The organism is Mesorhizobium sp. P2_E6, from assembly GCF_056403835.1.
In genome coordinates, this window is the sequence record NZ_JBFUEQ010000005.1 from 177335 (window position 1) to 197572 (window position 20238).

20 protein-coding genes are annotated in these 20238 nt (G+C 63.6%); 17 read left to right on the forward strand and 3 right to left on the reverse strand.

Annotated elements, in window-relative coordinates:
- Positions 1-176: 176 nt before the first annotated feature.
- The 11 genes from mdh to lpdA all read left to right on the forward strand — a co-directional run bounded on the left by mdh (position 177) and on the right by lpdA (position 12093).
- Positions 177-1145 (forward strand): malate dehydrogenase, encoded by a 969-nt coding sequence (mdh, locus tag AC1D08_RS14295; protein ID WP_457151655.1) that lies wholly within the window; start codon positions 177-179, stop codon positions 1143-1145.
- A 30-nt stretch (positions 1146-1175) separates the two neighbouring features.
- Positions 1176-2369, forward strand: a complete 1194-nt coding sequence (gene sucC, locus AC1D08_RS14300; protein WP_457151654.1) for an ADP-forming succinate--CoA ligase subunit beta — start codon at positions 1176-1178, stop codon at positions 2367-2369.
- Positions 2370-2373: 4 nt separating this feature from the next.
- Positions 2374-2745, forward strand: a complete 372-nt coding sequence (locus AC1D08_RS14305) for a cupin domain-containing protein (protein WP_457151653.1) — start codon at positions 2374-2376, stop codon at positions 2743-2745.
- A gap of 2 nt (positions 2746-2747) precedes the next feature.
- Entirely contained in the window at positions 2748-3245 is a 498-nt protein-coding gene (locus AC1D08_RS14310) for a DUF1579 family protein (protein WP_457151652.1), read from the forward strand.
- Between the two features lie 14 nt (positions 3246-3259).
- Positions 3260-4162 carry a succinate--CoA ligase subunit alpha gene (gene sucD, locus AC1D08_RS14315; protein WP_457151651.1) on the forward strand — a complete coding sequence of 301 codons (903 nt, stop codon included), beginning with the start codon at positions 3260-3262 and terminating at the stop codon, positions 4160-4162.
- A 129-nt stretch (positions 4163-4291) separates the two neighbouring features.
- Complete coding sequence (locus tag AC1D08_RS14320) at positions 4292-7279, forward strand: 2-oxoglutarate dehydrogenase E1 component (protein ID WP_477224715.1); 2988 nt, start codon at positions 4292-4294, stop codon at positions 7277-7279.
- A 62-nt stretch (positions 7280-7341) separates the two neighbouring features.
- Positions 7342-8622 carry a 2-oxoglutarate dehydrogenase complex dihydrolipoyllysine-residue succinyltransferase gene (odhB, locus tag AC1D08_RS14325; RefSeq protein WP_457150733.1) on the forward strand — a complete coding sequence of 427 codons (1281 nt, stop codon included), beginning with the start codon at positions 7342-7344 and terminating at the stop codon, positions 8620-8622.
- 16 nt (positions 8623-8638) lie between these two features.
- Positions 8639-9391 (forward strand): DUF4241 domain-containing protein, encoded by a 753-nt coding sequence (locus AC1D08_RS14330; RefSeq protein WP_457150734.1) that lies wholly within the window; start codon positions 8639-8641, stop codon positions 9389-9391.
- 9 nt (positions 9392-9400) lie between these two features.
- Positions 9401-9910, forward strand: coding sequence for a hypothetical protein (locus AC1D08_RS14335; RefSeq protein WP_477224714.1), 510 nt, complete (start codon positions 9401-9403; stop codon positions 9908-9910).
- Positions 9907-10662, forward strand: coding sequence for an SDR family oxidoreductase (locus AC1D08_RS14340; protein WP_457150736.1), 756 nt, complete (start codon positions 9907-9909; stop codon positions 10660-10662). Before AC1D08_RS14335 ends, AC1D08_RS14340 begins: the two co-directional genes overlap by 4 nt.
- A gap of 24 nt (positions 10663-10686) precedes the next feature.
- Positions 10687-12093, forward strand: a complete 1407-nt coding sequence (lpdA, locus tag AC1D08_RS14345) for a dihydrolipoyl dehydrogenase (RefSeq protein ID WP_457150737.1) — start codon at positions 10687-10689, stop codon at positions 12091-12093.
- A gap of 565 nt (positions 12094-12658) precedes the next feature.
- On the opposite strand, the gene AC1D08_RS14350 is transcribed toward lpdA, so the two are convergent.
- Complete coding sequence (locus AC1D08_RS14350) at positions 12659-13726, reverse strand: TraB/GumN family protein (protein WP_457150756.1); 1068 nt, start codon at positions 13724-13726, stop codon at positions 12659-12661.
- A 405-nt stretch (positions 13727-14131) separates the two neighbouring features.
- Entirely contained in the window at positions 14132-15094 is a 963-nt protein-coding gene (locus AC1D08_RS14355) for a tyrosine recombinase XerC (protein ID WP_457150738.1), read from the reverse strand.
- 204 nt (positions 15095-15298) lie between these two features.
- Between AC1D08_RS14355 and rimM the strand changes: the two genes are divergently transcribed.
- Both rimM and trmD read left to right on the forward strand, forming a co-directional pair.
- Positions 15299-15898 carry a ribosome maturation factor RimM gene (gene rimM / locus AC1D08_RS14360; protein WP_457150739.1) on the forward strand — a complete coding sequence of 200 codons (600 nt, stop codon included), beginning with the start codon at positions 15299-15301 and terminating at the stop codon, positions 15896-15898.
- Complete coding sequence (gene trmD / locus AC1D08_RS14365) at positions 15895-16593, forward strand: tRNA (guanosine(37)-N1)-methyltransferase TrmD (protein ID WP_457150740.1); 699 nt, start codon at positions 15895-15897, stop codon at positions 16591-16593. Before rimM ends, trmD begins: the two co-directional genes overlap by 4 nt.
- Here trmD and AC1D08_RS14370 read toward each other — a convergent pair.
- Positions 16575-17327 (reverse strand): sulfite exporter TauE/SafE family protein, encoded by a 753-nt coding sequence (locus AC1D08_RS14370; protein ID WP_457150741.1) that lies wholly within the window; start codon positions 17325-17327, stop codon positions 16575-16577. The two genes, trmD and AC1D08_RS14370, sit on opposite strands and share 19 nt — an antisense overlap.
- A gap of 327 nt (positions 17328-17654) precedes the next feature.
- On the opposite strand from AC1D08_RS14370, the gene rplS reads away from it, so the two are divergent.
- From rplS to AC1D08_RS14390, 4 genes are all read left to right on the forward strand, one after another.
- Positions 17655-18200 carry a 50S ribosomal protein L19 gene (gene rplS, locus AC1D08_RS14375; protein WP_095084028.1) on the forward strand — a complete coding sequence of 182 codons (546 nt, stop codon included), beginning with the start codon at positions 17655-17657 and terminating at the stop codon, positions 18198-18200.
- A gap of 145 nt (positions 18201-18345) precedes the next feature.
- Positions 18346-18780, forward strand: coding sequence for an organic hydroperoxide resistance protein (locus tag AC1D08_RS14380; protein ID WP_457150742.1), 435 nt, complete (start codon positions 18346-18348; stop codon positions 18778-18780).
- Positions 18777-19262 carry a MarR family winged helix-turn-helix transcriptional regulator gene (locus tag AC1D08_RS14385; RefSeq protein WP_457150743.1) on the forward strand — a complete coding sequence of 162 codons (486 nt, stop codon included), beginning with the start codon at positions 18777-18779 and terminating at the stop codon, positions 19260-19262. Before AC1D08_RS14380 ends, AC1D08_RS14385 begins: the two co-directional genes overlap by 4 nt.
- A 176-nt stretch (positions 19263-19438) precedes the next feature.
- A complete protein-coding gene (locus AC1D08_RS14390; protein ID WP_095084031.1) occupies positions 19439-20236 on the forward strand; it encodes a transporter substrate-binding domain-containing protein in 798 nt (265 codons plus the stop codon).
- Positions 20237-20238 lie beyond the last annotated feature (2 nt).

A 20238-nucleotide genomic window follows, 5' to 3' on the forward strand; every position in this document is an offset into this window, starting at 1 on the left:
TAACCGATTGAAAATGCTAGCTCCGAAATAATCGATTGAATTTATCTTGCACCAAGGCTATTTGGTGCGGCGAAAATCCGCGGGTTCCTCGCAGCATTCCGGCCTCTTCCTCGACGCCGCCAACCAAGTCGCCAAGGACTTGGGCGCCGTCACTGACAAAGGGAAAACATCCTGACATGGCACGCAACAAGATAGCGCTTATCGGCTCTGGCATGATCGGCGGCACGCTCGCCCACATGATCGGCCTCAAGGATCTCGGCGACGTGGTGCTGTTCGATATTGCCGAGGGTATCCCGCAAGGCAAGGGGCTGGATATCGCGCAGTCGTCGCCGGTCGATGGCTTCGACAGCCGTCTCACCGGCGTCAACGACTATGCCGGCATCGAGGGTGCCGACGTCTGCATCGTCACCGCCGGCGTGCCGCGCAAGCCGGGCATGAGCCGCGACGACCTGCTTGGCATCAATCTCAAAGTCATGGAACAGGTCGGCGCCGGCCTGAAGAAGTATGCGCCGAAGGCCTTCGTCATCTGCATCACCAACCCGCTCGACGCCATGGTCTGGGCGCTGCAGAAGTTCTCGGGCCTGCCCAAGAGCCATGTGGTCGGCATGGCCGGCGTGCTCGACAGTTCGCGCTTCCGCTATTTCCTGGCCGAGGAATTCAAGGTCTCGGTCGAGGACGTCACCGCCTTCGTGCTCGGCGGCCATGGCGATTCCATGGTGCCGATGATCCGCTATTCGACGGTTTCCGGCATCCCGCTGCCCGACCTGATCAAGATGGGCTGGACGTCGAAGGAAAAGCTCGACCAGATCGTCCAGCGCACCCGCGACGGCGGCGCCGAGATCGTCGGCCTGCTCAAGACCGGCTCGGCCTATTACGCGCCGGCCGCCTCGGCGATCTCGATGGCGGGAGCCTATCTCAAGGACAAGAAGCGCGTGCTGCCGTGCGCGGCGTATCTTTCCGGCCAGTATGGCGTCAAGAACACCTATGTCGGCGTGCCCGTGGTGATCGGCGCCGGCGGCGTCGAACGCATTATCGAGATCGACCTCAACAAGAGCGAGCAGAAGATGTTCGACGCTTCGGTGGCGACGGTGCAGGGCCTGACCGAGGCCTGCGTCAAGATCGCGCCGCAGCTCGCCTCGAAGTAACCCCCAGCAGTCGACCCGGAGACATCGAAGATGAACATCCATGAGTATCAGGGCAAGGCGCTGCTGAAGAGCTTTGGCGCGCCGGTGGCCGAAGGCGTGCCGGTGTTCAAGGCGAGCGAAGCGGAAGCCGCCGCCAAGGCGCTGCCCGGCCCGCTCTATGTGGTGAAGAGCCAGATCCATGCCGGCGGCCGCGGCAAGGGCAAGTTCAAGGAACTCGGCCCTGATGCCAAGGGTGGCGTCAGGCTGGCGAAGTCGGTGGCCGACGTGGTCGCCAACGCCAACGAAATGCTCGGGCATACGCTGGTGACCAAGCAGACCGGTCCGGCCGGCAAGCAGGTCAACCGCCTCTATATCGAAGACGGCGCCGACATCGATCGCGAACTCTATCTGTCGATCCTGGTCGACCGCTCGGTCGGCCGCGTTGCCTTCGTCGTCTCGACCGAAGGCGGCATGGACATCGAGGCGGTCGCGCACGACACGCCGGAAAAGATCATCACCGTCGCCATCGACCCGGAAAAGGGCGTCACAGCGGCCGATCTAAAGGCGCTCAACGGCGCGCTGAAGCTCGACGGCGACGCCGGCCGGGATGGCGATACGCTGTTCCCGATCCTCTACGAGGCCTTTGTCGAGAAGGACATGAGCCTGCTCGAGGTCAACCCGCTGATCGTCATGAAGAATGGCCGGCTGCGCGTGCTCGACGCAAAAGTGTCGTTCGACAACAACGCGCTGTTCCGCCATCCCGACGTGCTCGAACTGCGCGACACCACCGAAGAGGACGAGAAGGAGATCGAGGCGTCGAAATACGACCTCGCCTATGTCGCGCTCGACGGCAATATCGGCTGCATGGTCAACGGCGCCGGCCTCGCCATGGCGACGATGGACATCATCAAGCTCTATGGCGCCGAACCGGCCAACTTCCTCGATGTCGGCGGCGGTGCGTCGAAGGAGAAGGTGACGGCGGCGTTCAAGATCATCACCAAGGATCCGGCGGTCAAGGGCATCCTGATCAACATCTTTGGCGGCATCATGAAGTGCGACATCATCGCCGAGGGCGTGATTGCCGCGGTCAAGGAAGTCGGCCTGGAAGTGCCGCTGGTGGTGCGCCTGGAAGGCACCAATGCCGAGCTCGGCAAGAAGATCATCAACGACAGCGGCCTCAACGTGGTGTCGGCAGATGATCTCGACGACGCGGCCAAGAAGATCGTGGCGGCGGTGAAGGGCTGATCCGGTGCCTCCGCGCAAGATAAACCTGGTCGAGGCGGCGGATCAAAAGATCAACAAGGTCTTCGATCCGCATATTGCCGGCGACGTCAACGACAGCCAGGCGAAAGTCGCCAAGTTCGGCGAGGTCTTCGACTGGCACGCGCATGACAATGAGGATGAAGCCTTCCTCGTGCTACGCGGCCGCATTGCCATCGATTTCCGCGACGGTCCGGTCGAGCTCGGCGAGGGCGACTTCATGGTCGTGCCGCGCGGCGTCGAGCACCGGCCGCGTTCGCTCAGCAAGGAACCGGTGGTGCTGATGTTCGAGCCGGCGACGACGCTCAACACGGGCAACGCCAAGAGCGACCTCACCGTCGCCGACCTGAAGCGGCTCTGACCATGAACGCGGCCTCCTTCTCTTCGCTCTCGTCCGACCACCAGCGCCTGCAAGCGCTGGTCGGCACTTGGCGTGGCGAGGAAGATGTGGCGGCCACGCAATGGACAGATGCCGCCACAGCGACGGCCGAAGCAGTTGCCGTGGCTGAATTTGGCGGCCTGTTCGTGGTGCAGCGCTATCGCCAGCGCCGCGACGGCACGGTGTCGTTCGGCGCGCACAGCGTGTTCGGCTTCGACCAGCAAAGCAGCGTCGTAACCATGCATCAATTCGACTCGATGGGCTTTGTGCCGACCGCACCGGCAACAGGCACCTGGGATGGCAATACGCTGACGCTGCTACGCTCGTCGCCGCGCGGGTCAGCCCGGGTGACCTACGATTTCGACAGCAATGACAGTTACCGCATGCGACTGCAGTTCCAACCGGCCGGCAGCGATGTCTGGCAAGACATGGTGAGCGGCGTCTACAGCCGTGTCTCACCTTCCTCGATCAACGATTTCTAAGAAAAAGGGCCACCATGTCCATTCTCGTCGACAAGAACACCAGGGTGCTGGTGCAAGGCCTGACCGGCAAGACCGGTACGTTCCACACAGAACAGGCGCTGGCCTATCACGGCACCAAGATGGTCGGCGGTATCCATCCCAAGAAGGGTGGCGAGACCTGGACCGGCTCGAAGGGCGAGAGCCTGCCGATCTTCGCCACCGTCGCCGAGGGCAAGGAAAAGACCGGCGCCAACGCTTCGGTCGTCTATGTGCCGCCGGCGGGCGCCGCCGAAGCGATCCTGGAAGCGATCGAGGCCGAGATCCCGCTGATCATCTGCATCACCGAAGGCATCCCAGTGATGGACATGATCAAGGTCAAGGCGCGGCTCGACCGTTCGACCTCGCGGCTGATCGGCCCGAACTGCCCGGGCGTGCTCACCCCCAACGAATGCAAGATCGGCATCATGCCGGGAAACATCTTCCGCAAGGGCTCGGTTGGCGTTGTTTCGCGCTCGGGAACACTTACCTATGAGGCTGTGTTCCAGACCACCAATGTCGGCCTCGGCCAGACCACCGCCGTCGGCATTGGCGGCGACCCTGTCAAGGGCACCGAATTCATCGACGTGCTCGAGATGTTCCTCGCCGATGACGAGACCAAGTCGATCATCATGATCGGCGAGATCGGCGGTTCGGCCGAGGAAGACGCCGCGCAGTTCCTCAAGGACGAAGCCAAGCGTGGCCGCAAGAAGCCGATGGCCGGCTTCATCGCCGGGCGCACGGCGCCGGCCGGCCGCACCATGGGTCATGCGGGCGCGGTGATCTCCGGCGGCAAGGGCGGCGCCGAGGACAAGATCGCGGCGATGGAATCGGCCGGGATAAGAGTTTCGCCCTCGCCGGCGCGGCTGGGCACGACGCTGGTCGAGGCGATCAAGGGTTAAGTGAGTAGCGAGTAGTGAATAGCGAATAGGAAACGGAGTAACGGCGCGACCTGGGGAAAATCCCTACTCGCTATTCGCTACTCACTATTCGCTCTGACAAGGAGACGAAGCCAAGGCTTCGATAGAGACATGGCAAGACAAGATCAGGCCAACGACCAATTTTCGCTCACCTCTTTCCTCTATGGCGGCAACGCCGACTATATCGACGCGCTCTACGCCGCCTATGAGGACGATCCAGCTTCGGTCAATCCCGAATGGCAGGAGTTCTTCGCCGGGCTGAAGGACGACGCGGGCGATGTGCGCAAGAACGCCAAGGGCGCCTCCTGGGCCAAGCCCTCCTGGCCGCTGCAGGCCAATGGCGAACTGGTGTCGGCGCTCGACGGCAACTGGGGCATCGTCGAGAAGCACCTGGAAAAGAAGGTCAAGGACAAGGCGGTCACCAACGGCATCATCCTTTCCGACGCCGATGTGCACCAGGCGACGCGCGATTCGGTGCGCGCCATCATGATGATCCGCGCCTACCGCATGCGCGGCCATCTGCACGCCAATCTCGACCCGCTCGGCATCGCCAAGCCGCTCGAGGACTACAACGAATTGTCGCCAGAGAATTACGGCTTCACCGCCGCCGACTACGACCGGCCGATCTTCCTCGACAATGTGCTCGGGCTCGAATTCGGCACCATCCGGCAGATGCTGGAGATCCTGACGCGCACCTATTGCTCGACGCTGGGCGTCGAGTTCATGCATATTTCCGATCCGGAGGAAAAGGCCTGGATCCAGGCGCGCATCGAGGGCGCCGACAAGGAGATTTCCTTCACCGCCACCGGCAAGAAGGCGATCCTGCAGAAGCTGGTCGAGGCCGAAGGCTTCGAGCAGTTCATCGACGTCAAGTACAAGGGCACCAAGCGCTTCGGCCTCGATGGCAGTGAATCGCTGATCCCGGCGCTGGAGCAGATCGTCAAGCGCGGCGGCCAGCTCGGCATGAAGGAGATCGTGCTCGGCATGGCGCATCGCGGCCGGCTGAACGTGCTCTCCCAGGTGATGGCCAAGCCGCATCGCGCCATCTTCCACGAGTTCAAGGGCGGTTCGGCCGCCCCCGACGAGGTCGAGGGCTCGGGCGACGTCAAGTACCATCTCGGCGCCTCGTCGGACCGCGAGTTCGACGGCAACAAGGTGCATCTGTCCTTGACCGCCAATCCCTCGCACCTGGAAATCGTCGATCCGGTGGTGATGGGCAAGGCGCGCGCCAAGCAGGACTATCTGTTCGGCCGCAGCCGCGAGGAAATCGTGCCGCTGGAAGAGCGCGCCAAGGTGCTGCCGCTGCTGCTGCATGGCGATGCCGCCTTCGCCGGCCAGGGCGTGATCGCCGAAATCCTCGGCCTGTCGGGCCTGCGCGGCCATCGCGTTGCCGGCACGCTGCATTTCATCATCAACAACCAGATCGGCTTCACTACCAATCCGCGTTTCTCGCGCTCGTCGCCCTATCCATCTGATGTGGCCAAGATGATCGAAGCGCCGATCTTCCACGTCAATGGCGATGATCCGGAAGCCGTGGTGCATGCCACCAAGGTGGCGATCGAATTCCGCATGAAGTTCCACAAGCCGGTCGTGGTCGACATGTTCTGCTACCGCCGCTTCGGCCACAATGAGGGCGACGAACCGGCCTTCACCCAGCCGATCATGTACCGCAACATCCGCACCCACAAGACGACGGTGCAGATCTATGGCGACCGGCTGATCGCCGAGGGCCACATCACCCAGGCCGAACTCGACCAGCTGAAGGCCGACTGGCGGGCGCATCTGGAATCCGAGTGGGAAGTCGGCCAGAGCTACAAGCCCAACAAGGCCGACTGGCTGGACGGCGCCTGGTCGGGCCTGCGCACGGCCGACAACCAGGACGAACAGCGGCGCGGCAAGACCGCTGTGCCGGTCAAGACGCTGAAGGAAATCGGCAAGAAGCTGACCGAGGTGCCGAAGGATTTCGAGGCGCACAAGACGATCATCCGCTTCCTCGAGAACCGCCGCCAGGCGATCGACTCCGGCGAAGGCATCGACTGGTCGACGGCCGAGGCGCTGGCCTTCGGCGCCATCCTGCTCGACGGCAATCCGATCCGCCTCTCGGGTCAGGATTCCGAACGCGGCACCTTCTCGCAGCGGCATTCCGTGCTCTACGACCAGCGCGACGAGACCCGCTACATCCCGCTCAACAATCTGTCGGCGGCGCAGGCCGGCTACGAAGTCATCAACTCGATGTTGTCGGAAGAGGCGGTGCTGGGCTTCGAATATGGCTACAGCCTGGCCGAACCGAAGGCGCTGACCTTGTGGGAGGCGCAGTTCGGCGATTTCGCCAACGGCGCCCAGGTGGTGTTCGACCAGTTCATCTCGTCGGGCGAGCGCAAGTGGCTCCGAATGTCGGGCCTCGTCTGCCTCTTGCCGCATGGCTACGAAGGCCAGGGACCGGAGCATTCCTCGGCCCGGCTCGAGCGCTTCCTGCAGCTTTGCGCCGAAGACAACATGCAAGTGGCGAACTGCACGACGCCGGCTAACTATTTCCACATCCTGCGCCGGCAGTTGAAGCGCGACTTCCGCAAGCCGCTGATCCTGATGACGCCGAAGTCGCTGCTGCGCCACAAGCGGGCGGTGTCGACGCTGCCGGAAATCTCGGGAGAAAGCTCGTTCCACCGGCTGTTGTGGGACGATGCCCAGCTGCTTCCCAACCAGGCGATCAAGCTCACCAAGGATTCGAAGATCCGCCGCGTCGTGCTGTGCTCGGGCAAGGTCTATTACGACCTCTACGAGGAGCGCGAGAAGCGCGGCATCAACGACATCTACCTGCTGCGCGTCGAACAGCTCTATCCGTTCCCGGCCAAGGCGCTGATTACGGAACTGTCGCGTTTCCGCAATGCGGAGATGGTGTGGTGCCAGGAAGAGCCCAAGAACATGGGCGCCTGGTCGTTCATCGACCCGTATCTGGAATGGGTGCTGGCGCATATCGATGCCAAGCATCAGCGGGTGCGCTACACCGGCCGCCCGGCGGCCGCCTCACCGGCGACCGGACTGATGTCGAAGCACCTTGCCCAGCTCGCCGCCTTGCTCGAAGACGCGCTCGGTGAATAGAAGAGACTCGGGTGAATAGAACAGATCTGGGCGAATAACTCAGGAAGAAACGGACAGGCACAATGGCTACCGAAATCCGCGTTCCCACTCTCGGCGAATCCGTCACCGAAGCGACCGTCGGCAAATGGTTCAAGAAGGTCGGCGACACGATCGCCGCCGATGAACCGCTGGTCGAGCTCGAGACCGACAAGGTGACGGTGGAGGTGCCTGCCGCCGCCGCCGGTACGCTGGGCGAGATCACCGTCAAGGAAGGTGAGACGGTCGGCGTCGGCGCCCTGCTGGGTTCGATTTCGGCGGGTGGCGATGCCGCCGCACCAGCAACCAAGCCACAGGCGGTGTCGCAGGCCTCGTCGCCGGACGCGGCATCGACCGGTAGGCAGGCCGCTGCCGAAACCGCCAAGATCGCCGGCGACGCCGGCGCGGTCGAGCCGCGCAACATGCCGCCGGCCCCAGCCGCGGCAAAACTGATCGCCGAGAAAAATCTCGCCGTCGACCAGCTCTCCGGCTCGGGCAGGCGCGGCCAGGTGCTGAAGGGCGACGTGCTCGACGCGATCTCGAAGGGCGCGCCGTCACAGCCGGCCGAGACCCCCAGGGCAGCGCCGGCGCCGGTTGCGGTGCGGGCGCCGTCCTCGGGCGACGATGCGTCGCGCGAAGAGCGCGTGCGCATGACCAAGCTGCGCCAGACCATCGCGCGCCGGCTCAAGGAAGCGCAGTCGACCGCCGCCATGCTGACCACCTTCAACGAGGTCGACATGAGCGCGGTGATGGCGCTCAGGACAAAGTACAAGGACGTGTTCGAGAAGAAGCACGGCGTGAAGCTTGGCTTCATGGGCTTCTTCACCAAGGCCGTCACCCACGCCTTGAAGGAAATCCCCTCGGTCAATGCCGAGATCGACAGCACCGACATCATCTTCAAGAACTATGCCCATATCGGCGTCGCCGTCGGCACCGAAAAGGGCCTGGTCGTGCCGGTCGTGCGCGATGCCGACCAGATGTCGATCGCCGAGATCGAGAAGGAGATTGGCCGCCTGGGCATCGCCGCGCGCGACGGCAAGCTGTCGGTCGCCGACATGCAGGGCGGCACGTTTACGATTTCCAACGGTGGCGTCTACGGGTCACTGATGTCGACGCCGATCCTCAACGCGCCGCAGTCGGGGATTTTGGGCATGCACAAGATCCAGGACCGGCCGGTGGTGGTCGGTGGCCAGATCGTGATCCGGCCGATGATGTATCTGGCGCTCAGCTACGATCACCGCATCGTCGACGGCAAGGAAGCGGTGACCTTCCTGGTCCGCGTCAAGGAAAGCCTGGAGGATCCGGAACGGCTGGTTCTGGATCTGTGAGCGGAGCTGATCCGCAATGAGCGGCTGGCTGGAGCAGTTGGGGTTCAAGCTGGGCCGTGGGCTACGGATCTTACGGCGTGAGCCGTGGACCTCCATGTCCACGCCGGCGGTGGTGTCGCCCGAATGGGAGCCGGCGCAGGCGAGCAGCAATCTCGGCCTCTTCGACCTGAGCGATGCGCAAATGGCGGAGCGCGAGATAACCGTCACGGTGATCGGCGAGCTGGATTTGCCGACAGGCGAAATTGTCGCCTGCGATCCCCTGACTACCGGAACCGACTGGCCAGCGTTAAGCCGCAAGGTCAGACCAGGGCGCTACCCGGTATCGTTGCTTGAGGCACAAGGCCGTGTTGCTGCAGCAGTCCTGCGCTTCCGGCCCGGCAGGCCGTTTCGCTGGGAGCTGGCAACCTTGCCCGATCAGGATGCATCGACCCTGAAGGGCAACGAGGTATTTGGATATCCCGTCGATGCCGGTCTTGGTTCGTTCATGGACAAGATGGCAATGGCGTTGATGTCTGAGCAGCAGGACAAGCTTGAAGCCAAGCAGAATTACTATGACGACGTCCTGGCGGCCGAGTTTGCGCCCAACCAGGATCGGTTCGCGATGCATCACCCCGTTGTCGGCAATCCCCTCAACATTGCGATGTTCTGGAGCGGCTGGGGTGACGGAATCTATCCATCGTTCTGGGGCCTCAGCGCGGCTGGCGAGCCGCTGCTGCTGATGACCGACTTTGAAGTGCTTGAAAACGCCGATGGCCGCGAGAGCCAGTAGGTCGCCGCGATGCAAAGCCCCTTGTCGTCCGCCATCGCATGCCTAGCGGGATCTCTGGCTGTTTTGTTCACCGGCTCCGCCACAATCGCAGCCTGCCCGATCGAACTCGCCGTCTATGGCGAGGCCCAAAGCGGCAGTGAGATCGATTTTAGCCCGACCGGCACCTCAGCGACCGTCACCAACAGCTTCCGGGTGATCCTCGACAACAATGTGGTGCTGAACGGCATCGTCATGTGGAACGAGGGCGTGTCGCGGCCGAACGGCGTGCTGATGTACAAATGCCCCGAGGGCGACGTCACCGGCGAGGAGCTCGCCGCCTGTACGGCTTGGCACGGCGTCATCTACACGTCGGATGACAAGGGCAGCATCGGCCTGCTGCCGGCCGAAGGCGTCGAGGCGCCGAAGACGCTGATCCTGCCGGATCTTGGGCAGTCGTTGCGTCAATCCTCGGCCTATGGCGGCAATGGATTTTCGAAAGTGCCGTGGGATGTGTTTGCCTTGAAGGGATGCCAGGAATGACCGATACGCAAAAGGTGCTGCTGGTCACCGGCGGCAGCCGCGGCATCGGCGCCGCGATCTGCCGGCTCGGCTCGAAGACCGGCTACCGCGTCGCGGTCAACTACGCTGCGAATAAGGACGCCGCCGATGCGCTGGTCGCAGAGATCCAGGCCGCCGGCGGCGACGCTCTTGCCGTCAAGGGCGATGTCGGCGTCGAGGCCGATATCGTTGCTATGTTCGGTGCCGTCGACCGCGCCTATGGCCGGCTCGATGCCTTCGTCAACAATGCCGGCATCGTCGACGCCAAGGCTCGCGTCGACGAGATGGATTTTTCGCGGCTGGAGCGCATGATGCGCATCAATGTCGTCGGTTCGTTCCTCTGCGCCCGCGAGGCGGTGAAGCGCATGTCGACCCGTCACGGCGGCAAGGGTGGCGCTATCGTCAACATCTCGTCGGCTGCGGCGGTGCTTGGCGCCGCGGACAACTATGTCGACTATGCCGCCTCCAAGGGCGCCATCGACACGTTCACCATCGGGCTCGCCCGCGAGGTGGCGCTGGAAGGCATCCGCGTCAATGCGGTGCGCCCGGGCATCATCGATACGGACATCCATGCCTCGGGCGGGCAGCCGGACCGGGTGGCATTGATCCAGGATACGCTTCCGATGAAAAGAGCCGGAACTGCTGATGAAGTCGCTGGTGCGGTTCTCTATCTTTTATCCGACGCCGCGTCCTATACGACGGGCGCGATCCTGAATGTAAGCGGCGGCCGCTGAGCCCCAATCAAGAAGGACAGTATCATGGCTTATGACGTCGTTATCATCGGATCGGGACCGGGCGGCTATGTCTGCGCCATCAAGGCGGCGCAGCTCGGGCTGAAGACGGCGGTGGTCGAGAAGAACGCGACCTTCGGCGGCACCTGCCTCAACATCGGCTGCATTCCGTCCAAGGCGCTGCTTTATGCCTCCGAGATGTTCGCCGAGGCGGGCCATTCCTTCGACACGCTCGGTGTTGAGATCGCCGCGCCGAAATTGAACCTGAAGAAGATGATGGCGCACAAGGACGCGACAGTGGCGTCGAACGTCAACGGCGTCGCCTTCCTGTTCAAGAAGAACAAGATCGACAGCTTCCGCGGCACCGGCAAGGTGATCGCCGCGGGAAAAGTCTCGGTGACCGGCGAGGACGGCAAGGTCGAGGAGATCGAGACCAAGAACATCGTCATCGCCACCGGTTCGGATGTCGCCGGCATTCCCGGCGTCAAGGTCGACTTCGACGAGAAGGTGATCGTGTCGTCGACCGGCGCGCTGTCGCTGGAGAAAGTGCCCGGTCATCTGGTGGTGGTCGGCGGCGGTGTCATCGGCCTCGAGCTCGGCTCGGTGTGGGCGCGGCTTGGCGCCAAGGTCACTGTCGTCGAATTTCTCGACACCATACTGGGCGGGATGGACGGCGAGGTCTCCAAGCAGTTCCAGCGAATGCTGTCGAAGCAGGGTTTCGAGTTCAAGCTCGGCGCCAAGGTCACCGGTGTCGCCAAGGCCAAGAAGGGCGCGACCGTCACCTTCGAGCCGGTCAAGGGTGGCGCTGCCGAGACCATCGAGGCCGACGCGGTGCTGATCGCCACCGGGCGCCGCGCCTATTCCGACACTCTCGGGCTCAAGGAAGCCGGCGTCGAGGTCGACGAGCGTGGCCGGGTCACGACCGATGGCCATCTCAGAACCAACGTGCCCGGCATCTACGCCATCGGCGATGTCATCGCCGGACCGATGCTGGCACACAAGGCCGAGGACGAGGGCGTGGCGGTGGCGGAAACCATCGCCGGCCAGGCCGGCCATGTGAACTATGACGTCATTCCGAGCGTCGTCTACACCAGCCCGGAAATCGCCTCGGTCGGCAAGACCGAGGAGGAATTGAAGAAGGCCGGCATCGAGTACAAGGCGGGAAAGTTTCCGTTCAGCGCCAATGGCCGGGCGCGCGCCATGCTGCACACCGACGGTTTCGTCAAGATCCTCGCCGACAAGGCAAGCGACCGCGTGCTCGGCGTCCATATTGTCGGCTTCGGCGCCGGCGAGATGATCCACGAGGCGGCGGTGCTGATGGAATTCGGCGGCTCGTCCGAGGATCTTGCCCGCACCTGCCATGCACACCCGACGATGTCGGAAGCGGTCAAGGAGGCGGCGCTGGCGACCTTCTTCAAGCCGATCCACATCTAGGAAACGCAGCCCTCGGTTCGACGCTTGGCATACCATTTTGCTGCCAGAAGAAGCTCCCCAAACAAAACGGCCCGCCTTTTGGCGGGCCGTTCGTATTTGATATCGAGCCTGATCAGTTGGCCGGTGCGGCAGGAGCCGGCGCAGGCGCTGGAGCCGGTGCGGGCGCTGGGGCAGGCGCCGCGGGAGCGGGCGCGGCCGGAGCCGGTTCGGCTGGCTTCATAGGTTCTGCAGGAGCCGGCGCAGGTGCCGGTGTGCTGGCCGCCGGCGCCTCGGCAGGTGCCGGATGCTCACCGCCGCTTCTTCCGAAAACATAATACGCGACAACCGCCAGAATAACGACGACCAGAACAATCAGCCAGGTGCTGCCACCGCCGCTTGGGCGAGGAGCGTTGGTGGACGAATTGAACGGGTCGTTTGGATTCGGTGTGTTCGCCATAAAAGTGTCCTCCGTGGATGAAAAACATCAAACAACAGCCATCAACGCGTTACCGTCGAATGGGTTTCACACTAGTCGAGGAAAACGCCGAAAACGCGACGCCCGGATCCTCCACCACCATGCGGCGACTCAGTTGACAGCGGTGACAGTATAGCCGGCTTTGCGGAAATCCTCGACCAGGCCTTCGGGACCCGGAAGGTGGAGGGCGCCGACCGCCATGAAGGCATTGCCCCTGGCAAGGATCGGCTGGGCATGATCTACCATCACCTTGTTGCGGCTGGTGATCATGGTTTCCTCGAACGCGGCATAGCCTGCGGGGTCGTCCTGCTCATCGGGCATGGCCGCACGGAACAGTGGCCAGAACATACCGGTGTCGCCGCGCTGGTAGAGAACGATCATGGTTTCATTGATGTCGTTGACCTTGTCGCCCAGCTTCAGCGTGTCGACCAGCCCCTTCATGTGAAAGGCCAGTGGCAAAGAGGCCATGGCGCGCAATTGGCTGGCAGCCGTTTCCAGTCCCTCAACCGGCTTGCCGGCGGCCTTGGCACCTTCCGCCAGCTTGACGTCGAGCACCGGGGCGCCGCCGGACTGTCGGGCGAGTTCGCAAGCCGGAAGCGCCATCATGGCCGAGAGCATCCACGGCTTCATCTTGGCGACGGTTGCCGGCGGGATGCCGCGTGCGTCGAGTGCGGCATTCATGGCCGCCGCATCGTCGGGCGACAGCAATGACGACAGCGTCGTGGAGTCGGTGAACATCATCAGGTCCGGCTCCTTGAGCATCGCCGCCATCATCTGCTGCTTGTCGAGCACGTCGGTGGTTTCGATGACGATGGTGGCGGCGGCGTCATAGGCCTTCTGCGCGGCCGGCGGCAGCGCGGTGACGCGCGGGTCGGTCATGTGCATGGTGCCGAACAGGAAGGACGGCTTTTCGCCCGGCTTCTCCAGCTTCCACAGCAGGCCCTTGCCGTTCGGCGTGGCGGCGGCTTCAGTCTCGATCTTCTGATAGGCCGACGGATCGCTCTTCTGCAAGGCAGACAGCATGTCGGCGCCGGTGCAGGTGGGGATCTCGGCATGCGCCCTGCCGGCCGCGAGCAGCAAGACGGCAAGGAACGACAGGAAAAACAGGACATTGAGCGCGACAAGCAGCTTCAGCGACACGGAAGCTGCACGGTCGGCGATGGCGATGACGCGTTTCATGACGCTGTCTTCATGTTTGACCATGACCTTTCCGAAAACCGGGTCCCACTTTTCGGGATCATGGTCAGGTCTAGGCGCAAAAAGCGGCAAAACGGTTAATCGGCGCTGCAAAATTGTCTTTGACCGGTCCTAGCTACTCGGCGCAGGCGTTTTGACGGGTCTATTTGCGTTGACCAAACCGCATGCCTTGGTGAATTGGCGAAAACGCCCATCGCTTCGTCATCCTGGGGCGGAGCAAGGAGCGCAGCGACGCGGCGCAGACTTCGGGATCCATGCCGCGACTTCAAAGCGCTGCCACGGTTCAGAATTCTGGTCCGCGGCATTCTTCGGCTGAGATCGCGGCATGGATACCAGGGTCTTCGCGACGCCGCTGCGCGGCTGCTTCGCCCAGGGATGACGAAATGATCATGCCCTTGGGTGAGCAGACTCATAAATTTCGAGCAGCCTGGCAGTGTCGACGCCGGTGTAGATCTGCGTCGTCGACAGGCTGGCGTGGCCTAGGAGCTCCTGGATGGTGCGCAAATCGCCACCGCGGCCGAGCAGATGCGTGGCGAAGGAATGGCGCAGCGCGTGCGGCGTCGCGGTATCGGGCAGGTTGAGCGCCGAGCGCAGCTTGGCCATGTCGCGCTGGACTATGGCCGGATTGAGCGGGCCGCCGCGCGCGCCCCGAAACAAAAGGCCCTTCGGGTCGAGATGATAGGGGCAGAGCCGGCGGTATTCGGCGATCGCCCGCAGCGCCACTGGCAGCACCGGCACCAGCCGCGTCTTGCCGCCCTTGCCGGTGACGCGCAGCACGGTGTCGGTCGCCAAGGCCAGATCGGCAGCTGCGAGGCCAAGCGCCTCGGAAATGCGCAGGCCGGAGCCGTAGAGCAGCGTCAGCACGGCTGCGTTGCGGGCGGCGATCCACGGCTCTTCCGCCAGTTGGCCTTCGACGGAAACGACATGCTTGGCGTCGCTTGCCGTCAGCGGCTTGGGCAGCGATTTGGGCTGGCGCGGCGCGCGCAAGGCTGCCGCACCGGCCGCATTGACGAGGCCGCGCCGTTCGAGGAACCGCAGCAGCGAACGGATGCCCGCCAGTCCGCGGCCAAGCGTGCGGGCGCCGGCGCCGGCGTTGCGGCGCGCGGCGAGGAAGCCGCGCAGATCGGCTGGGCGCAGATTGGCGATGTCCGAAATGCCGGGCGAGCCGCCACAATGGCCGGTGAGGAAATGCAGGAACTGCCGCGTGTCGCGCTCGTAGGCCTCGACGGTCTCCGGCGACAGCCGGCGTTCGCGCGCCAGCATCTTCAGCCAGCTTTCACGCGCCGCCTGGAGGTCGGGTTTTGCCGGGATGAGGAATTCCTGCACGGTGTGCTTCCAATCTTGCTTCATGCGTGCCGTTGTCCCAAACCAGGAGCCACTTTTGGGCGACATGTATTTGTCTTTATGCATGTCGTCTTCCCAAAACCGGGCTCCACTTTTGGGCGACATGCATCAGCCGCCATTTTCCGGCAGCCGGGTTAGGAACCGGTGAAGAGCCATGTCATTGAAATGACAATCGGGGAGCGTTAGAGCAAAGCCAAAGGATATCGCGCCATGAGCAAGCCCCAAAACCCCGTCCAGATGGCCGTGATCGGCGCCGCCCACGGCATCAAGGGCGAATTGCGGGTCAAGACCTTCACCGGTGAGCCGCTGGCGCTGGCCGATTATGGGCCGCTCTATGCCAGGGACGGCCGCGCCTTCCAGATCATCGACATCAGGCCCGCCAACACCGTCGTCGTTGTCCGCTTCAAGGGTGTTGCCGACCGCAACGCAGCTGAGGCGCTCGCCGGCACCGAACTGTTTGTCGACCGCTCGATGCTGCCCGACGATGGCGAGGAGGACGAATTCTACCATGCCGACCTGGTCGGTCTGGAGGTCCGGGACGATGCCGGTGCTGCGATCGGCAAGGTCGTGGCCGTGCACAATTTCGGCGGTGGCGACATTCTCGATGTGACATTGGGCGGGCGCAAGGGCGTGCTGATCCCGTTCACGCAGGCGGCGGTGCCTGATGTGTCGATCGTCGAGGGCTTTGTCCGCGTCGACCCGGCGGCGGCCGGGCTGCTCGAGGACGAGGATGGCGATGCGCCGCGCGAGGAAGACTTCGATCCGAAGGGCAGACCGCGCGGACCGCGCGACGCCGGGGGCAACCGGTGACGTTCAAAGCATCGGTGCTGACGCTCTATCCCGAGATGTTTCCGGGCGCGCTCGGCCTGTCGCTGGCCGGCCGGGCGCTGGAAGGTGGCACATGGTCGCTGGAAGCGATCCAGATCCGCGACTTTGCCACCGACCGCCATCGCACCGTCGACGACACGCCGGCCGGCGGCGGTGCCGGCATGGTGATGCGTGCCGATGTTTTGGCCAGGGCTATCGACCATGCTTCGCCGGAAGGCGACGCGCGGCCACGGCTGCTGATGAGCCCGCGCGGCAAGCCGTTGACGCAGGCGCGCGTGCGCGAACTCGCCGCCGGGCCGGGCGCTGTGATCCTGTGCGGCCGCTTCGAGGGCGTCGACCAGCGGCTGATCGAGGCGCGCGGATTGGAAGAGGTTTCGATCGGCGATTTCATCCTCTCTGGCGGTGAGCCGGCGGCCCTTGTGCTGCTCGACGCGGTGGTGCGGCTGTTGCCCGGCGTCATGGGCAACGCCGTGTCGGGCGAAGAGGAGAGTTTCGAGAACGGCCTGCTCGAACACCCTCATTACACACGGCCGCAGGAATTCGAGGGGCGCGAGATTCCCGAGGTGCTGATATCAGGCAATCACAAGAAGATCGCTGCCTGGCGGCGGGCGGAGTCCGAGGCGCTGACGAAAGAGCGGCGGCCCGACCTGCCCGGCGCTCAGCCTTTGCTAAAGTAGTAGAAGGCGAGGAACAGGCCGACGGCGACGACGAAGCCGCGCACTGCGTTCTGCGGTACGCGCTTGGCGATCCAGACGCCGGCATAGCCGCCCAGCGCGCCGCCCGGGATCATGATGATCGCCTGCGGCCAGGCGACAACGCCGCCCGAGACGAAGACGACGATCGCCACCGCGGCGATGACAATGGCCAGCATGTTCTTCAGCGCGTTCAGCCGGTGATAGTCGCCGGCTTGCGTGAGGCCGAGCGTCGCCAGCATCATGACGCCCATGCCGGCGCCGAAGAAGCCGCCATAGATAGCGGTGATGAACTGCGCCAATGAACCGGTTAGCGTGCCCACGGCTGCTTCGTGCCCCGGCTTCGGCGCGGGTTTCAGCCACGGCCCGGCGGCAAACAGGGCCGTTGCGCCCAACAGCAGCCACGGCACTAGGACGCGGAAGGACGGATTGTCGAGCGCCAGCAGGATCAGCGCGCCAGCCAGCGCGCCGACCGCCGAGATCAGGCAGAGCAGCAATGCGCCACGCCAGAAATGGTGGATGTCATCCCAGTAGGCGAGCGTCGAGGTGATGTAGCCGGGAAACTGCGTCACCGAGGAGGTGGCATTGGCGACGATCGGCGGCAGGCCGACCAAGGTCATGGCGCCGAAGGTGATGAAGGTGCCGCCACCGGCGACCGCATTGGCGGCGCCTGACAGAAAGCCCGCCAGGAAAAGCAGGATGGCGTCGAAGATAGACATGTAAGGCCGCCGCGAAAAACTGTGCTGCGCCCGGCTTAGGAAGCCTGGCATACGGACGCAACCCGGCACCGGAAGGTTATGATGGTGCCATGCAGGCAAAAAAGACTCGGGGTCAGGCGTGACAAAGCGCTGAAATAGCTGTATGTGCCCGCCCGTACCGGCAAGAAAAACTCTGCCGGATCCGTCAACAATGACGGTGTAGTCGCCCCTGCCCGATGTCTTGGACACCGATGTCTTCGATAAAGGGCATAGCCGAGCGGTCATTGGAACTGCAAGGCGAGTGTCGGACGCTCTGGCTGTCGGAAGAACAAGAAGTGGATTTTTGAGATGGATCTTCTCCGTCAACTCGAGGCCGAGCAGGCCGCCAAGATCGAAGCCAAGCGCAAGCTTCCCGAATTCCAGCCCGGCGACACCGTGCGCGTCCAGGTCCGCGTGACCGAAGGCACCCGCACCCGCGTCCAGGCCTATGAGGGCGTCGTCATCGCCCGCGCCGGATCCGGCTTCCAGGAAAATTTCACCGTCCGCAAGATCTCCTACGGCGAAGGCGTCGAGCGCGTGTTCCCGGTCTATTCGCCGATGGTGGAGGGCGTCGAGATCGTTCGCCGCGGCAAGGTGCGTCGCGCCAAGCTCTACTATCTGCGCGATCGTCGCGGCAAGTCGGCCCGTATTTCGGAAAACACCGGCGTGCGCGCCCGCAAGCTGAACGATGACGAGCGCGATGCGCTGAACGCCGAGAAGGCCCGTATCGAGGCCGAGAAGGTGGCAGCCGCCGAGGCTCTGGCCGCCGAGACGGCCGCCAAGGAAGCAGCCGAGAAGAAGGCAGCCGCCGAGGCTGAGGCAGCCAAGGCCGCGGAAGCCGCGACCGCCGAATAAGTTTTTCGCCAATCATGTTTGTAGAAAAGGCGGCTTCGGCCGCCTTTTTTCGTTTGATGGGAATCTTACTTGGCAGGAAATCCGCCATTGACTCGATTTAGATCGTGCACTAAACGATCGCACACAATATAACTGGAGACACTAGATGACCGCATTGTATTCCACCCAGGCCCGCGCCGTCGGCGGCCGCGCCGGCCACGTCCAGAGCAGCGATGGCCTGCTCAGCCTCGACCTTGCCATGCCGAAGGAACTTGGCGGCAAGGGCGGCGCCACCAATCCCGAGCAGCTTTTCGCCGCCGGCTATGCCGCCTGCTTCGAAAGCGCCATGCGCTTCATCGCCGGCAAGCAGAAACTGCCGCTGCAGGATGCCTCGGTGACAGCCAATGTCAGCCTGCATCCCAATGGTCAGGGCGGTTTCCTGCTCGGCGTTTCGCTGGCGGCCGAGACGAAAGGTCTTGATCAGGCGGCGGCGGAAGCGCTTGTATCGGCAGCGCATGAGGTTTGTCCCTATTCCAACGCCATCAAGGGCAACATCGAGGTGGCCCTTTCGGCAAAGGCGCTTCCGGCAAAGGCAGCATGACCACCAGAACGATCCCTTCGCCCTTGGACGTCCCGGCGGATTTCGCCGGGATACCGAAGCTCGACCAGCATCTGTGCTTCGCGCTCTATTCGGCGAGCGGGCTGATGACACGGCTCTACCGGCCGCTGCTCGAGCCGCTCGGCCTGACCTACCCGCAATATCTGACCATGCTGGCACTGTGGGAGCATGCACCGCGCACGGTCGGCGAACTCGGCGACGCGCTGGGGCTCGATTCGGCAACGCTGACGCCGCTGCTCAAGCGCCTGGAAGCGAACGGCCTGGTCACGCGCCGGCGCGATGCCGCCGACGAACGCCGGGTGCTGGTCGAACCGACACCTCAGGGCCAGGCACTGCGCGAGGGCGCCAAGGCGGTGTCGGCCGCGATGCGGTGCCATTCGCCGCTCGACGGCGACGAGCTGAAATCCCTGCATCGCTCCCTGACCCGGCTGATCGACGGTTTGCGGGAAGCGAGCGCCGATTGACGGGACACCACGACGATCGTCCAGGAATCCCCGGATAGAAGGCAATGGAATCCGTTTTCACGTGCGCCGACGCAGTGGACCGTCTTGCATGACGCTTGTGGAAAGCTAAAGTCGGCGCCGGATTTTCCTGCAAGCCCGGCCGATGTCCGGGCGCTTTCACTTCCGGGGAGTGTGTCATGACCAAATCGAAACTGCTGCTGGCCGGCCTACTTGCCCTCATGCTGACGCCCGTTGCCGCCTTGGCGCAGGCGCTGCCCGATCTCGGCGGCAAGAAGGTGGTGGTGGTGACCGAAAACGCCTATCCGCCGCTGCAGTTCATCGATGCCAAGACGGGAAAACAGATCGGCTGGGAATATGATGCGATGAACGAGATCGCCAAGCGGCTGAACTTCACCGTTGAGTACCAGAATACCTCCTGGGACGCGATGATCCAGGCGGTTTCCGACAACCAGTACAATATCGGCATGACCGGCATCACCATCAAGGACGACCGCAAGCAGAAGGTCGACTTCTCCGACCCCTATATGCGGTCGGAACAGTTCATGCTGGTGCGCGGCGACGAAAGCCGCTTCACGGACGCCAAGACCTTCGGCGCTTTCAAGGACGGGCTGATTGGCGCCCAGGCCGGCACGACGCCCTTCTACACCGCCGTCTACAGCGTGCTCGACGGTAATGAGCAGAATCCGCGCATCAAACTGTTCGAGACTTTTGGCGCGACGGTGCAGGCCTTGAAGTCCGGCGACGTCGATGTCGTCCTGACCGACGGTACCGCGGGCAAGGGCTATGTCGATGCCTCCGACGGCAAGCTGAAGCTGATCGGCGGGCCGCTGGGCACCGAGGATTTCGGGTTTATCTTTCCGAAGGGCTCCGATCTGGTGAAGCCAGTCAACGCGGCAATCGCGGCGCTCAAGGCCGACGGCACGTTCGACACGCTCAACAAGAAATGGTTCCTTGATTACAAGATGGGGCAGTAACC